Source organism: Micromonospora sp. CV4 (genome assembly GCF_003667455.1).
Taxonomy (GTDB): Bacteria; Actinomycetota; Actinomycetes; order Mycobacteriales; family Micromonosporaceae; genus Micromonospora.
The window spans coordinates 1-14,152 of record NZ_RCVI01000199.1 but is presented as its reverse complement, the minus strand read 5'-3'; the positions used below and the strand labels follow the sequence as shown (position 1 = coordinate 14,152).

Genomic DNA, 14,152 nt, shown 5'->3' with positions numbered 1-14,152 from the left:
CCCGGGTATCGTGGCGCGCGTGACCATCGACTCGGCCCCGATTCCCGTCACGCTCCGCTGGGCGGTCCGGCTGCTGTGGGCGGAGGCGGTCGCCGTCGGGCTGATCGCCGCCTGGCTGGTCTGGGCCGACCTCACCGCCAGCACCAGCGACCTGCTGTCGGCGCTGCTGGTGACCGCGTTCGCCGTCGGGGCGGCGGCCGCGCTCTGGGCGCTGGGCCGCGCGCTGCTGCGTCGTCAGGCCGGTGCGCGTGCCCCCGCGATCGTGCTTCAGCTGATGCTGCTGCCGATCGGGTGGTTCATGATCCAGGCCGGGCTGGGCTGGCTCGGCGTGCCGGTGATGGCACTGGGCCTGGGCGTCAGCTGGCTGCTGGTCAGCCCCCCGACGACCCGGGCACTCGGCTTCGAGTGACCGCGCTCGGCGCGTGACGGGACGACGGGCCGCTCAGTAGCCGCTGGAGCGGCGGGTGAGCAGCGAGATCGTCGCCCGACCGTTGGCGGCCGTGGCGGACGCGGACGTGGTCAGCGCGGTGAGCACTTTCCAGGCGAAGGACGACTCGGCGGGCAGCGTGGCGCCACGCACGGTCGGCACGGTCACCTCGACGGTCAGCGCGTCCTCCGTGACCGAGAACCGGCACTCCAGTTCGGCGTCGCGGGTGGCGATGGCGAGCAGCATGGCGCACGCCTCGTCGACCGCGATCCGCAGATCCTCGATCTCGTCGAGCGCGAACTGCAACCGGGCCGCGAGACCGGCGGTGGCGGTGCGGAGCACGCCGAGGTAACCGCCGTCGGCGGGCACCGTGAGGTGCACCACGTCGTCGTCGGTCGCTGGCTGGCCGGTCAGTTGAGTCACGCCTCATCCCCCCGGTCGGGGACTCTACCCGGTCAGTCGCCCGGACGCGTGCCGGCGGCGGTGGCCTGGCTGGCGAGGTCGCGCAGCGCGTCGCCGCTGAGCCGGTAGGGAACCCACTCGCTCATCTGCTCGGCGCCGATCGAGGCGTAGAAGCCGGCGGCCGGGTTCCAGTCGATCATCCACCACTCCAGCCGCCGGTAGCCGCGTCGTACGCAGATGTCAGCCAGGGTGGCGAGCAGCAGCCGGCCCGCGCCGGTGCCCCGGGCGGCCGGTCGGACGTAGAGGTCCTCCAGGTAGATGCCGTGCACTCCCGCCCACGTGGAGAAGTTGAGGAACCACAGCGCGAAGCCGATCGGCTGGTCGTGCTCGTCGACCGCGACGTGGCCGAAGAGCGCCGGCGCGGAACTACGACTGCTCCAGTTCGGCGTGTCTGACGCCACGCCGCGACCTGGAGCAGTCGCGAACAGGGCCGAGGTCAACTGCTCGGTGGTGAGGTGGCACTGGTCGGGAGCGCGTTCGTACTCCGCCAGCTCGTGGACCATGGCGACGACGGCCGGCACATCCTCGGGACGTGCCGGCCGGATCGTCGGGGTGACGGGAGAGGTCACGCCTTCTTGGTCTCCCAGAAGATCTTCGAGATGTCGTCGATCTTCGCGAGCAGCTTGTCGGCGGTGGCCGGGTCGAGGCTGCCCTTGACGCCACCGGCGCCGGCGAGCTTGGTGGCCTCGTTGAACAGCTGGTGCAGCTGCGGGTACTTCTCGAAGTGCGTGGCCTTGAAGTAGTCGGTCCAGAGCACCCACAGGTGGTGCTTGACCAGCTCGGCGCGCTGCTCCTTGATGATGATCGCCCGGGTGCGGAACTCCGGGTCGGTGTTCGCCTGGTACTTCTCGCAGATCATTTTGACCGACTCGGCCTCGATCCGGGCCTGGGCCGGGTCGTAGACGCCGCACGGCAGGTCGCAGTGAGCGCTCGCGGTGACGCGGGGCGCAAGGATGCGTGGAAGTCGCATCGGGATCCTCCATGGGAAGTTTGCGATGATCAAAGGCGACATTACTCCTGGGATGCTCCCCGGAGCGGGTGGAGGTGAAACCAGTGCGGGCCGATCACCCGGCGGAGGCGCCCCGGTTGCGGGGGCCGCTGACCGCTGTCCTGGTGACCGGCCCGTCCATGGCGCCGACACTGCGGCACGGCGACGCGGTGCTGGTCCGCCCGCACGCTCGCCCGATCCGCCCCGGTGACGTGGTGGTCGCGGTCTTCCGGACCCGTCCCGAGCTGCTGGTGGTCAAGCGGGCGGTCCGGCCGCAGGACGGCGGCTGGTGGCTACGCGGGGACAACGACCTGGTCACCGACGACTCCCGTGCGTACGGGGTGGCCGACGTGCGGGGACGGGTGGTGGCCCGCTACTGGCCGCGCCCGGGGCGCGTCCCGCGTCGACAGTTATGACCCTGCTCACATCACAGTGGCAGTGTCGACACTATGCTCGGAAAGTGCCCGGGTGACCCCCCGCACCGCGTGCCACCGCTCGCCGCCCACCTCGCGGCCGGGCCGGCCGCCCCGTCTGCTCGACAGATCCTGGAGTCACCACAATGCCTTCGTCCACCGTGGACCCCGCTGATCCGGTCTTCCAGCTGCACCGGGGCGGCAAGATGGCCGTCACCTCGACGGTGCCGCTCACCAGCCGGGAAGACCTTTCCCTCGCGTACACCCCGGGGGTGGCCCGGGTGTGTGAGGCGATCGCCGCCGACCCCGACCTGGTCGACGACTACACGTGGGTGTCGCACACCGTCGCGGTGGTCACCGACGGCTCGGCGGTGCTGGGTCTGGGCAACATCGGCCCGCGTGCCGCGATGCCGGTGATGGAGGGCAAGGCGGTGCTGTTCAAGCAGTTCGCCGGGGTCGACGCGGTGCCGGTCTGTCTGGACACGCAGGACGTGGACGAGATCGTCGCCGTGGTGCGGGCGTTGGCCCCCTCGTTCGGCGGGATCAACCTGGAGGACATCAGCGCGCCGCGCTGCTTCGAGGTGGAGCGCCGGCTCGACGAGGCGCTGGACATCCCGGTCTTCCACGACGACCAGCACGGCACCGCGATCGTGGTGCTCGCCGCGCTGCGCAACGCGGCCACCCTGCTCAACCGGAAGCTCGGCGACCTGCGGGTCGCGGTGAGCGGCGCCGGTGCGGCCGGCGTGGCCGTGACGAAGATGCTGGTCGCCGGGGGCATCAACCCCGACCAGGTGGTGGTCTGCGACTCCAAGGGGATCATCGGCCGGCACCGCACCGAGCTGACCGGCACCAAGGCCGAACTGGCCGCGAGCACCAACGCCGACGGCCGCCACGGCGACATCACCGAGGCGCTGCGCGGCGCGGACGTGCTGATCGGCGTCTCCGGCGGTCAGATCCCGGAGGCCGCGGTCGCCGGCATGGCGCCCGGCGGGATCGTGTTCGCGCTGGCGAACCCCACCCCCGAGGTGCACCCGGAGGTGGCCGCCCGGCACGTCGCGGTGGTCGCCACCGGCCGCAGCGACTACCCCAACCAGATCAACAACGTGCTGGCCTTTCCCGGGGTGTTCCGGGGTGCGCTGGACGCCGGGGCCACCCGGATCACCGAGGGAATGAAGGTCGCCGCCGCGGACGCCATCGCCGGAGTGGTGGCCGAGTCGCTGACCGCCGACGCGATCGTTCCGTCTCCGCTGGACCCGCGCGTCGCGCCGGCCGTCGCCGAGGCGGTCGCCGAAGCCGCCCGCCGCGACGGCGTCGCCCGCCGGTGAGGTAGGGCACCCTCCCGACGCCCGGTGCACAGGAAGGGACCTTCCCTGACGCTGGGTGTGTGGAGGGGCCCTTCTTAACCGGCGCTCAGCTTGTTACCGTGCCGATCATGCGTGCTGCCTTCGTCTCCCGCTTCGACGACGCCGATCCGCTCGCCGCGCTCACCGTCGGTGAGCGGCCCGAGCCCACCCACCCGGCCGACGACTGGGTGACCGTGCAGCTGCGGGCCACCTCGCTCAACCACCACGACCTGTGGTCACTGCGCGGTGTGGGGCTCACCGAGGCGCAGCTGCCGATGATCCTCGGCTGCGACGCGGTCGGCCTCGACCCGGAGGGCAACGAGGTGGTCGTTTACCCGGTGGTGGTCACCCAGGGTGACCCGCGCGGGGTGTCCATCCTCTCCGAGCACTTCCCCGGCACCCTCGCCGAGCGGGTCGCCGTACCCCGGTCGAACCTGGTCCCGCTGCCCGACGGGATGGCGGCGACCGACGCGGCCTGCCTGCCCACGGCCTGGCTGACCGCGTGGCGGATGCTGACCACCAAGGGCCGCGTCGAGGACGCCGACAGCGTGCTGGTGCAGGGCGCGGGCGGCGGCGTGGCCACCGCGGCCGTCGCGCTCGCCGTCGCGATGGGCAAGCGGGTGTACGCGACCAGCCGCGACGCCAGCAAGCGGGACCGGATCACCGCGCTCGGCGCCACCGCCGTGGAACCCGGTGCCCGGCTGCCGGAACGGGTCGACGTGGTGATCGAGACGGTCGGTGCGGCCACCTTCGACCACTCGATGAAGTCGGCCGCGCCGATGGCCCGGATCGTGGTCTCCGGCGCCACCGCTGGTCACGAGCCGTCGATCAACCTCCGCCGGGTGTTCGCCATGCAGCTGGAGATCCTGGGCACCTCGATGGGCACGCCCGGCGAGCTGTACGAGCTGCTGGCGTTCTGCGCGGACAGCGACGTGCGGCCGGTGGTGGACAGCGTGGTCCCGTTCAGCCGGGTCGAGGACGCCTTCGCCCGCCTTCACTCGGGTGACACCTTCGGCAAGGTCGTCATCGACCACACCGCCTGACCGTCCCACCGCGCCGGGCCCGGTCGCGCGCGGAGCATGCGGGGCCCGCGGCGCGTGCGGGGCGGCGCGTGTCGGTCAGAGGTGGTCGTCGAAGGTGGCGATGTCGCCACGCTTCGCGTCGGTGGGCATGCGCTTCCTGGCCGCCGGATCGCCGTAGAGGGTCCAGCGGAGGAACTCGACGGAGGTGTCCGAGACCACCCGCAGCGCCGCGCCGTCGCTGAGCAGCGCCCGTCCGTGGTCGCCCTTCGTCAGGCTCAGCATGGCCTTGGGCCAGGGCACCTTGTCGTACGCGGCTCTGCCCGCCGCGTAGTCGACCACCTCGTCCAGCTCACCGTGCACGAACAGCTGCGGGGCGGCGGCGCCGGCGAACGCCGTGCCCACGCCGAGCGCCGTACCGGCGAACACGACCCCCGCGTCCAGCCGTTCGTCCCGGCCGGCGGTGAAGAGACCGATGGTGGTCACTCCGCCCGCCGAGTGCCCGGCCGCGGCCACCCGGTCGGCGTCGAGCCGGCCGCGCAGCGCGTCGCCGGCGCGGTCGTTCAGCGCCAGCACCTGGGTCAGCGCGTACGACACGTCGGCCGGCTGGTTGAGCACGTCGAGGACGTTGTTGTCGCCGCCCCGGGACGTGTGCGGGAACGTCGGCGCGGCCACCACGAAACCGGCCGCCGCCCAGCGGGTCAGCAGCGTGGCGTAGTCGTCCGGCCGTCCGCCCAGGCCGTGGCTGAACATCACCACCGGAAACCGGCCCTCCGCGGCCGTCGCCGACCGCTTGGCCGCGCCGCCGGACTCCCCGGTCGCCGGGTACCACAGCGTCACCGGCAGCGCCCGGCCGTCCCGGTTCAGCTTGAGTTGGCGTACGCCGACGGCGAAGGCTCGCTGTGGTGCGGTCCCGGCGGGTACCCGCGGCGTCGCCGAGGCGGCGGAGGAGGGCTCGACCGGCGCCGGCGCGCTCCCGGCCTCGGGGGTGTCCGTGGAGCAGCCGGCCAGGCCGGCCGTGAGCAGGGCGCTGGCCAGCAGCGCGGGGGTGACGCGACGGGACATGAATCCAATTGTGCCCTGCCGCGCCGGCCCGCCCGGCGGGGTTCGGCGCGGCGTGGCAGCGCGGTCACCCGGCGCTCAGGTGTCCGCGGGGCGGCCTCGGGGTCGTCAGCGGGCCGGTCGGGACTCGTAGTGGGTCAGGGCGGGGGTGCGGGCGTCGGCGGGGAGGCGGGCGCCGGCCGCGCTGTCGCCGTAGAGGGTCCAGCGGAGGAAGTCGATGGTCGTGGCGAGGACCGGCGCGAACCCCGGGTGCCCCGGTGTGAGGTACGCGCCGTGGTCCTGGTCGAGCAGGCTGAGAAAGGCGGCCGGTCCGGGGGTACGCCCGTACGCGGCCCGACCGACCGTCACCGGCACCACCTGGTCGGCCGTGCCGTGCACGAAGAGCAGAGGCGCGACCGGTCCGGCGAAGCTGCCGGGCAGCCCGCCCCCGGCGATGATGATCCCGGCGCGCAGCCGGGCGGGGTGCCCCTCGGTGAACATGCCGGCCGTGGTGAAACCTCCGGCCGAGTGGCCGGCGGCGGCGATCGATGCCAGGTCCAGGTGGCCGGCGAGCGGATCAGCGGGGTCGGCGTCGAGGCGGCTCAGCTGCCGGATGAGCCGCCAGCAGTCGGCCGGCTGGTTGCGGACGTCGGCCCGGATGAAGCGCGGGGCGCCGCGCCGGGTGTGCGGGAACGCGGGAGCGGCCACCACGAAGCCGGCCGCCGCCCAGCGTGTGGTGAGTTCGGCGTGCAGCTCGGGCCGGCTGTCCAGGCCGTGGCTGTAGACGATCACGGGGAACCGCCCGGCGGCCACCCCGTCGGGGACTGCCGGATACCAGATGGTCACCGGCAGGGGGCGCGCCGAGCGGGGATCGAGGGTGAGCGTACGCACGCCGACGACGTACGACCCCTCGGGCGCTCGGCGCGCCGACGGCGGCCCGCCCGGGGCGGCGGTGGGCCCGTCCGCCACGGCGGTGGCCGGCGCGCAACCGGCCAGCAGCGCTGTCACCAGTACGGCGATCAGCCGCCCCGCCCCCATCGTTCCACGGTAGGTGCCCGGGTGCGGGCAGCGACCCCGCCGTCCGGCCCGGCTGCACCCGCCGGCCGGGTCGGGTCGGCTCCGCCGGCCGGGTCGACCCCGCCGGGCGGCGTGGGCGGGGGCGGTGCGTCGCGACCGGCTTCGCTAGGGTCACCCGCATGCCTGAGAACTACAGCGACCCCAGCGGCAACACCGAGGCGTTCCGCGCGTTCACCCAGACACCGGAGGCCAACGCGCCGGCGGAGTCCCCGTCCCGCCTGCCGCTGATCATCGGTGCGGTGGTGGTCGTCGTGCTGCTGGTTGCTCTCGTCGCCTGGCTGGCGTAGGGCTGAGGCTGCGGACCGGCCGACGCGACCCACGCCGAGGCGCCCGGATGATGGGCCGCCGGAGTGGCGTCAGCCGGTCTCGGCCACGGCACGGGTCTGTCGGGCGATCTCCCGCTCCTCGTCGGTGCGGATGACGCAGACGGTCACCTCGGCGCCCTCGGGCGAGATCACCCGGTCACCGTCCCCGGCGTTGCGGGACGGGTCCACGGCGATGCCGAGCCGGTCCAGCCCGGCCAGCGCGGCGGTCCGCACCGGCGCCGCGTGTTCGCCCACCCCGGCGGTGAAGGTGATCGCGTCGACCCGGCCGAGCAGCGCGTAGTACGCGCCCACATAGCCGGTGATCCGCCGGCAGTACACGTCGAAGGCCAGCTCGGCGGCCGGGTCCCCGGCGGCCCGGCGCTGGAGCACCTCGCGCATGTCGTTGGCGCCGGTCAGCCCGAGCAGACCGCTGCGGTGGTTGAGCAAGTCGTCGATCTCGTCGACCGACAGCCCGCCCTCCCGGCGCAGGTGGAAGATCACGGCCGGGTCCAGGTCGCCGCTGCGGGTCCCCATCACCAGCCCCTCCAACGGGGTCATGCCCATCGAGGTGGCCACGCTGTGGCCGGCCTGCACCGCGCAGGCGCTGGCCCCGTTGCCGAGGTGCAGGGTGATCGTGTTGAGCTGCTCGTACGGGCGGTCCAGCAGTTCGGCCGTGCGCCGCGAGACGTACGCGTGTGAGGTGCCGTGGAAGCCGTACCGGCGGATGGCGTACCGCTCGGCGGTGTCCCGGTCGATCGCGTAGGTCGCGGCGGCCTCCGGCAGGGTGTGGTGGAACGCGGTGTCGAAGACGGCGACCTGCGGAACGCCCGGCAGCGCTTCGCGGGCCACCTCGATGCCGGCCAGGTTGGCCGGATTGTGCAGCGGGGCGAGCGGGACCAGGTCCCGGATTGCGGCCAGCACCGCGTCGTCGACCAGGACCGGTGCGGTGAACGTCCGGCCGCCGTGCACCACCCGGTGCCCGACCGCCGCCAGCTCGCTCAGGTTCAGCCCGGCCAGGATCCGCCGGACGGCGGTGGTGTGGTCCGCCGGGCCGCCACCCGGTTCACCGATGCGCTCGACGGTGCCCTGGTCGAGCACCCGGTCACCGTCGTAGTGGCGCCACTTGACGGATGACGACCCGCAGTTGAGCACCAGCACCCGACTCACGAGGCCTCCTCGGTGGCCGCCTGGATGGCGGTGATCGCCACCGTGTTGACGATGTCCGGCACGGTCGCGCCCCGGGACAGGTCGTTCACCGGCCGGCGCAGGCCCTGCATCACCGGGCCGACAGCGACCGCCCCGGCGGAGCGCTGCACCGCCTTGTACGTGTTGTTGCCCGTGTTGAGGTCCGGGAAGATGAAGACCGTGGCCCGGCCGGCGACCGGGCTGCCCGGCAGCTTGGTCGCCGCCACCGCCGGGTCGATCGCCGCGTCGTACTGGATCGGCCCTTCGACCAACAGGTCGGGCCGGCGCTTCCGGACCAGCGCGGTGGCCGCGGCGACCTTCTCCACGTCCGCGCCGGCCCCGGAGCTGCCGGTGGAGTACGACAACATCGCCACCCGGGGCTCGATGCCGAACCGGGCGGCGGTGTCGGCGGACGAGATCGCGATGTCGGCGAGCTGGGCGGCATCCGGGTCGCGGTTGACCGCGCAGTCGCCGTAGACCAGCACCCGGTCGGCGAGCAGCATGAAGAAGACGCTGGAGGCCACCGAGACGTCCGGCACGGTTCGGATGATCTCGAACGCCGGTCGGATGGTGGCGGCGGTGGTGTGCGTCGCGCCGGAGACCATGCCGTCGGCCCGCCCGGTGGCCACCATCAGGGTGCCGAAGTAGTTGGGTTGGGCGACGATGTCGTGCGCCACCTCGGCGGTGATGCCCCGGTGGGCGCGCAGCTGGGCGTACTCGACCGCGAAGTCGTCCCGCCACTCGCTGGTGACCGGGTCGACCACGTGCGCGTCGCCGAGGTCGATGCCCAGCTCCCGGGTACGCCGGGCGACGTCGTCCGGCCGGCCGAGCAGGGTCAGCTCGACCACCCCCCGGCGGAGCAGGATCTCCGCCGCGCGCAGGATCCGCTCGTCGGCGGCCTCCGGCAGCACCAGGTGCCGGCGCTGTGTCCGGGCCCGGTCGATCAGCTCGTTCTCGAACATCAGGGGGGTGACCCGGGCCGACCGGCTGACGCGCAGCCGGCGGGCCAGGTCGTCGGTGTCCACGGAACGCTCGAACGCGCCGAGCGCGGCCTCCACCTTGCGCGGGTTGGCCGCGCTGGGTCGGCCCTCGATCCGGCTGGACGCGGCCACCGTGTCGTAGCTGTCACTGCGCACGGAGAGCACCGCCAAGCCGGTGTTCAGCCCCTCGACCAGTCGCATCGCCCGGGGGTCGGGCTGCTCGCCGAGGGTCAGCACCAGCCCGGCCACCGACACCTGCCCGGCCACGTGGGCGGCGCTGGCGGCGACCAGCAGGTCGGCACGGTCCCCGGGGGTGATCACCAGGGCGCCGTCGGTGAGATGGTCCAGCAGCGTGGGCACGTGTGCGGCGCCGACGACGAAGTCCAGCACGTCCCGCCCGAGCGCCGCGTCGTCCCCGGCGAGCAGGGTGGCGCCGAGCGCCGCCGCCACCTCGGCCACCGTCGGCGCCGACACGATCGGCACCTCCGGGATGGCGTACGCCGGCACCGGCAGCTCGGGCAGGGTCATCGGCCCCGGCACCCGGTTGGCGATCACCGCGAGGACGGTCGCGCCCAGGTCGGCCAGATCGTGGTACGCCCCGCGCACGGCGGCCGCGACGGCCGCCGGCTCCTGCTCGAAGCCGTCCACGACGGGCACCACCACGCTGCCGAACTCGGTGGCCAGGCGGGCGTTGAAGGCCAGCTCCCGGGGACGGGCCGGGTCGCCCGGGTCGTCGAAGTCGCTGCCCACCACGACCACTGCCGGGCACTGCCGTTCCACCGCCCGGTAGCGCTCGACGACGGCGGAGATCAGCTCCTCCCGCCGGCCGTCGGCGACCAGTGCGGTGGCCTGGGCGTAGCTCATCCCGGCCAGCTCGGCCAGCGGCTGCTCGATCCGGTAACGCTCGCTGAGCAGGGCGAGGATCGGGTCCGGGACGGCGTCGGCGACCAGCGGCCGGAACACGCCGATCCGTCCGACCTGACGGGACAGCAACTCGGCCAGCCCGAGGGCGATGGTCGACTTGCCCCCGCCCGATCCCACACTCGTCAGATACACACTCCGGGCCACGCCCCAACCCTAGAAGATCGCAAGACCCCCCGCCCGGGTCCTCGGACCCCTCCAAGCTCCGGTGATCAAGAGCTTTGCGTCACTTCCGGCCCCGGTCGTGACCGAAACTTCTTGATCACCGGCAGCACCGGGGTCTAGGCGTCGTCGTCGTCGGGGTCGTCGAGGCGGGCCAGGTAGGTGGCCAGGCGTTCGATGGGGGTCTCGAATTCGGGGTTGAGGTCGACGAAGTCGCGCAGGCGTTCGCCGAGCCACTCCAGGGTGACCTGCTCGTCGCCCCGGCGTTCGACCAGTTCCTCGATGCCGCGGTCGGTGAAGTACATCGGTACGTCCTCGTGCTCGGCCCGGCGCGGGCCGGGCGGGTGGACCGACGGAGCCGGGACAGGGCCGTTGTGAACGGTCCTGCCCCGGCTCTCGCGGTGCGTCAGGTCACGGGCGGGGGAGGGCCGCCTCGATCAACGCGGTCTGCTCGACCTCGTGCGTCTTGGCCGAGCCGACCGCCGGGGCGGCCGCGGCCGGGCGGGAGATCCGCCGCAGCCGGACGTCCGTGAGGTGCTCCAGCAGGTTGAGCGCGACGAACGACCAGGCGCCCTGGTTGGCCGGCTCCTCCTGCACCCAGGCGAAGTCCTCCGCGTTGGGGAACTGCGCCAGGGCGGCCCGGATCTCCTCCACCGGCAGCGGGTACAGCTGCTCGATGCGGAGGATCGCGGTGTCGGTGACGCCGCGGTCCTGCCGGGCCTGGAACAGGTCGTAGTAGATCTTGCCGGAGCAGAGCAGCACCCGCTTCACCGCCTCCGGCGCCGGCGCGGCCGTGTCGCGCAGCACCGGCTGGAAGGTGCCGGTGGTGAAGTCCTCCACCGACGAGACGCAGAGCTTGTGCCGCAGCAGCGACTTCGGCGTGAAGACCACCAGCGGCTTGCGCTTCGGCGACAGTGCCTGGCGGCGCAGCAGGTGGAAGTAGTTCGCCGGGGTGGTCGGGATGGAGACCCGCATGTTGTCCTCGGCGCACATCTGCAGGAACCGCTCGGGGCGGCCGGAGGTGTGGTCCGGGCCCTGGCCCTCGTGGCCGTGCGGCAGCAGCAGGGTGACCGCCGAGCGCTGACCCCACTTCACCTCACCGGAGGAGATGAACTCGTCGATCACCGACTGTGCGCCGTTGACGAAGTCGCCGAACTGGGCCTCCCAGGCGACCAGCGCGTTGATGTTCTCCACCGAGTAGCCGTACTCGAAGCCCATCGCGGCGTACTCGCTGAGCAGCGAGTCGTGCACGAAGAACCGGGAGCGCTCGCCGTCGCCGGTGAGCGACTTCAGCGGCAGGTAGTCGTCGCCGGTGCGGGCGTCCACCACGGAGGCGTGCCGCTGGACGAACGTGCCGCGGCGGGAGTCCTGACCGGCGAGCCGGACGGTGATCCCGTCGTGCAGCAGCGCCCCGAGCGCGATGATCTCGCCGAAGCCCCAGTCGATGTTGCCCTCGACGGACATCTTCGCCCGCCGGTCGAGCAGCTGCTGGATCCGCTTGTGCGGGGTGAAGCCCTCCGGCAGGTTGATGTGCGCCTCGCCGATCGCCTTCACCACGGCGGCGTCGGTGGCGGTGTCGACCTGCGGCTCCGGCTCCTCCTCGCGGCGCGGCCGGTTGAGCTGGCGCGGCGCCGAGGCGGCGTCCCGGGTGGCCTTGAAGACCCGCTCCAGCTGCGACTGGTAGTCGCGCAGCAGCTCCTCCGCGTCCTCCACGGTGATGTCGCCGCGACCGATCAGCTCCTCGGTGTAGAGCTTGCGGACCGAGCGCTTGGAATCAATGATCTTGTACATCTGGGGGTTGGACATCGACGGGTCGTCGCCCTCGTTGTGCCCGCGCCGGCGGTAGCAGACCATGTCGATCACGACGTCCTTGTTGAACGCCTGCCGGTACTCGAAGGCCAGCCGGGCCACCCGGACCACGGCCTCCGGGTCGTCGCCGTTGACGTGGAAGATCGGCGCCTGGATCATCCGGGCCACGTCGGTGCTGTAGAGGCTGGACCGGCTGTACTCCGGGGCGGTGGTGAAGCCGACCTGGTTGTTGACCACCACGTGCACGGTGCCACCGGTGCGGTAGCCCCGTAGCTGCGACAGGTTGAGCGTCTCGGCGACCACGCCCTGCCCGGCGAACGCGGCGTCACCGTGCACCGCCAGCGGCAGCACGGTGTAGCCCTCCAGCTTGAGGTCTATCCGGTCCTGCTTGGCCCGGACGATGCCCTCCAGCACCGGGTCGACGGCCTCCAGGTGCGACGGGTTGGCCACCACCGACACCTTGACCGCGTGCTCGCCGTCGGGGGTGGTGAACTTGCCGTTCTGGCCCAGGTGGTACTTCACGTCGCCCGAGCCCTGCGTCGAGCGCGGGTCCAGGTGCCCCTCGAACTCGGAGAAGATCTTCTCGTACGGCTTGCCGACGATGTTGGCCAGCACGTTGAGCCGGCCCCGGTGCGCCATGCCGATGACGACCTCGTCCAGCCCGTTCTCGGCCGACGACTCCAGCACCTCGCCGAGCAGCGGGATCAGCGACTCGCCACCCTCCAGCGAGAAGCGCTTCTGCCCGACGTACTTGGTCTGCAGGAAGGTCTCGAACGCCTCGGCGGCGTTGAGCCGGTTGAGCACGTGCTTCTGCTCGTCCGGGGAGGGCTTCTCGTACTTGCGCTCGATCCGCTCCTGGATCCAGCGCCGCTCCTCCGGGTCCTGGATGTGCATGTACTCGATGCCGACGCGGCGGCAGTACGAGTCGCGCAGCACGCCGAGGATCTCGCGCAGCTTCATCCGCTGCCGGCCGGCGAAGCCGTTCACCGGGAACTCGCGGTCCAGGTCCCACAGGGTCAGCCCGTGCTGGAGCACGTCGAGATCGGGGTGCTTGCGGATCTTGAACTCGAGCGGGTCGGTGTCGGCCATCAGGTGCCCGCGCACCCGGTAGGCGTGGATCAGCTCGTGCACCCGGGCGGTCTTGTTGATCTGGCCCTCGGAGTTGACCGCGACGTCGCGTACCCAGCGGACCGGCTCGTACGGGATCCGCAGCGAGGTGAAGATCTGGTCGTAGAAGCCGTGCTCGCCCAGGATCAGCTCGTGCATCACCTTGAGGAACTCGCCGGACTGCGCGCCCTGGATGATCCGGTGGTCGTACGTGCTGGTCAGTGTGATGATCTTGCTGACCGCCAGCTCGGCCAGGGTGGCCTCGGACATGCCCTGGTAGGGGGCCGGGTACTCCATCGCGCCGACGCCGATGATCGCGCTCTGCCCCTGCATCAGCCGTGGCATCGAGTGCACGGTGCCGATGCCGCCCGGGTTGGTCAGCGAGATCGTGGTGCCGGAGTAGTCCTCCATGGTCAGCTCGTTGCGCCGCGCCCGCCGGACCACGTCCTCGTACGCCTGCCAGAACTGACGGAAGTCCATCTGCTCGCAGCCCTTGATGGAGGGGACCACCAGGTTGCGGGTGCCGTCCGGCTTGGCCAGGTCGATCGCGATGCCGAGGTTGACGTGCGCCGGGCGGACCACGGCGGGCTTGCCGTTGGCCTCGGCGAAGGAGTTGTTCATCTCCGGGTGCTGGACCAGCGCCCGGACCATCGCGTAGCCGACCAGGTGGGTGAAGCTGACCTTGCCACCGCGCCCGCGGGCGAGGTGGTTGTTGATCACGATGCGGTTGTCCACCAGCAGCTTGGCCGGGACCGCGCGCACGCTGGTCGCCGTGGGCACGCTCAGCGAGGCGTCCATGTTCTGGACGATCTTCGCGGCGACCCCGCGCAGCGGCGTGGTCTGGGGGCCCTCGGCGCTCGGCGCGGCGGCCTTCGCGGCCGGCTTGGCCGGGGCGGCCTTCGCCGGGGCGGCC

General features: G+C 72.4%; 14 protein-coding genes. 5 read left to right on the top strand and 9 right to left on the bottom strand.

Going from position 1 to position 14,152, the window contains the following annotated elements:
• Nucleotides 1–19 precede the first annotated feature (19 nt).
• Nucleotides 20–409, top strand: coding sequence for a hypothetical protein (locus tag EAD98_RS06755; RefSeq protein WP_121653192.1), 390 nt, complete (start codon nt 20–22; stop codon nt 407–409).
• 33 nt (nt 410–442) lie between these two features.
• Here the strand turns inward: EAD98_RS06755 and EAD98_RS06750 are convergent, their stop codons facing one another.
• From EAD98_RS06750 to sodN, 3 genes are read right to left on the bottom strand one after another with little or no spacing between them, the layout of a single operon-like run.
• The gene (locus tag EAD98_RS06750; protein ID WP_121653191.1) at nt 443–850 is read right to left on the bottom strand and encodes an ATP-binding protein; all 408 of its coding nucleotides are present in this window, start codon (nt 848–850) and stop codon (nt 443–445) included.
• A gap of 32 nt (nt 851–882) precedes the next feature.
• Nucleotides 883–1,458, bottom strand: coding sequence for a GNAT family N-acetyltransferase (locus EAD98_RS06745; protein WP_121653190.1), 576 nt, complete (start codon nt 1,456–1,458; stop codon nt 883–885).
• Complete coding sequence (gene sodN, locus EAD98_RS06740) at nt 1,455–1,859, bottom strand: superoxide dismutase, Ni (RefSeq protein WP_121653189.1); 405 nt, start codon at nt 1,857–1,859, stop codon at nt 1,455–1,457. Before sodN ends, EAD98_RS06745 begins: the two co-directional genes overlap by 4 nt.
• A gap of 83 nt (nt 1,860–1,942) precedes the next feature.
• Here sodN and EAD98_RS06735 point away from each other — a divergent pair, with 83 nt between their 5' ends.
• The 3 genes from EAD98_RS06735 to EAD98_RS06725 all read left to right on the top strand — a co-directional run bounded on the left by EAD98_RS06735 (nt 1,943) and on the right by EAD98_RS06725 (nt 4,676).
• Complete coding sequence (locus EAD98_RS06735; RefSeq protein ID WP_121653188.1) at nt 1,943–2,293, top strand: S24/S26 family peptidase; 351 nt, start codon at nt 1,943–1,945, stop codon at nt 2,291–2,293.
• A gap of 143 nt (nt 2,294–2,436) precedes the next feature.
• Nucleotides 2,437–3,615, top strand: a complete 1,179-nt coding sequence (locus EAD98_RS06730) for an NADP-dependent malic enzyme (RefSeq protein ID WP_121653187.1) — start codon at nt 2,437–2,439, stop codon at nt 3,613–3,615.
• Between the two features lie 98 nt (nt 3,616–3,713).
• The gene (locus EAD98_RS06725; RefSeq protein ID WP_121653186.1) at nt 3,714–4,676 is read left to right on the top strand and encodes a zinc-binding dehydrogenase; all 963 of its coding nucleotides are present in this window, start codon (nt 3,714–3,716) and stop codon (nt 4,674–4,676) included.
• A 75-nt stretch (nt 4,677–4,751) separates the two neighbouring features.
• Here the strand turns inward: EAD98_RS06725 and EAD98_RS06720 are convergent, their stop codons facing one another.
• Together EAD98_RS06720 and EAD98_RS06715 are read right to left on the bottom strand one after the other, a co-directional pair.
• Nucleotides 4,752–5,717 (bottom strand): dienelactone hydrolase family protein, encoded by a 966-nt coding sequence (locus EAD98_RS06720; RefSeq protein WP_121653185.1) that lies wholly within the window; start codon nt 5,715–5,717, stop codon nt 4,752–4,754.
• 105 nt (nt 5,718–5,822) lie between these two features.
• Complete coding sequence (locus EAD98_RS06715) at nt 5,823–6,731, bottom strand: alpha/beta hydrolase (protein WP_121653184.1); 909 nt, start codon at nt 6,729–6,731, stop codon at nt 5,823–5,825.
• Between the two features lie 158 nt (nt 6,732–6,889).
• Here EAD98_RS06715 and EAD98_RS31205 point away from each other — a divergent pair, with 158 nt between their 5' ends.
• Nucleotides 6,890–7,057, top strand: coding sequence for a hypothetical protein (locus EAD98_RS31205; protein ID WP_199723314.1), 168 nt, complete (start codon nt 6,890–6,892; stop codon nt 7,055–7,057).
• A 69-nt stretch (nt 7,058–7,126) separates the two neighbouring features.
• On the opposite strand, the gene EAD98_RS06710 is transcribed toward EAD98_RS31205, so the two are convergent.
• The 4 genes from EAD98_RS06710 to EAD98_RS06695 form a co-directional block, all read right to left on the bottom strand.
• The gene (locus EAD98_RS06710) at nt 7,127–8,242 is read right to left on the bottom strand and encodes an acetate/propionate family kinase (RefSeq protein WP_121653183.1); all 1,116 of its coding nucleotides are present in this window, start codon (nt 8,240–8,242) and stop codon (nt 7,127–7,129) included.
• A complete protein-coding gene (gene pta, locus EAD98_RS06705) occupies nt 8,239–10,308 on the bottom strand; it encodes a phosphate acetyltransferase (protein WP_121653182.1) in 2,070 nt (689 codons plus the stop codon). The genes EAD98_RS06710 and pta overlap by 4 nt, the downstream gene beginning before the upstream one ends.
• Nucleotides 10,309–10,442: 134 nt before the next feature.
• On the bottom strand, nt 10,443–10,628 hold the full coding sequence (locus tag EAD98_RS06700) for a DUF6104 family protein (RefSeq protein ID WP_121653181.1): 186 nt from the start codon (nt 10,626–10,628) through the stop codon (nt 10,443–10,445).
• 106 nt (nt 10,629–10,734) lie between these two features.
• Nucleotides 10,735–14,152: multifunctional oxoglutarate decarboxylase/oxoglutarate dehydrogenase thiamine pyrophosphate-binding subunit/dihydrolipoyllysine-residue succinyltransferase subunit (locus tag EAD98_RS06695; RefSeq protein WP_121653180.1), on the bottom strand; the 3,418-nt coding region annotated here is incomplete at its 5' end.

Bases quoted from the DNA above. Each gene is read 5' to 3' on its own strand.
- sodN (WP_121653189.1), bottom strand. From the start codon at position 1,859: ATGCGACTTCCACGCATCCTTGCGCCCCGCGTCACCGCGAGCGCTCAC.
- EAD98_RS06730 (WP_121653187.1), top strand. From the start codon at position 2,437: ATGCCTTCGTCCACCGTGGACCCCGCTGATCCGGTCTTCCAGCTGCAC.
- EAD98_RS06720 (WP_121653185.1), bottom strand. From the start codon at position 5,717: ATGTCCCGTCGCGTCACCCCCGCGCTGCTGGCCAGCGCCCTGCTCACG.
- EAD98_RS06715 (WP_121653184.1), bottom strand. From the start codon at position 6,731: ATGGGGGCGGGGCGGCTGATCGCCGTACTGGTGACAGCGCTGCTGGCC.
- EAD98_RS31205 (WP_199723314.1), top strand. From the start codon at position 6,890: ATGCCTGAGAACTACAGCGACCCCAGCGGCAACACCGAGGCGTTCCGC.
- EAD98_RS06700 (WP_121653181.1), bottom strand. From the start codon at position 10,628: ATGTACTTCACCGACCGCGGCATCGAGGAACTGGTCGAACGCCGGGGC.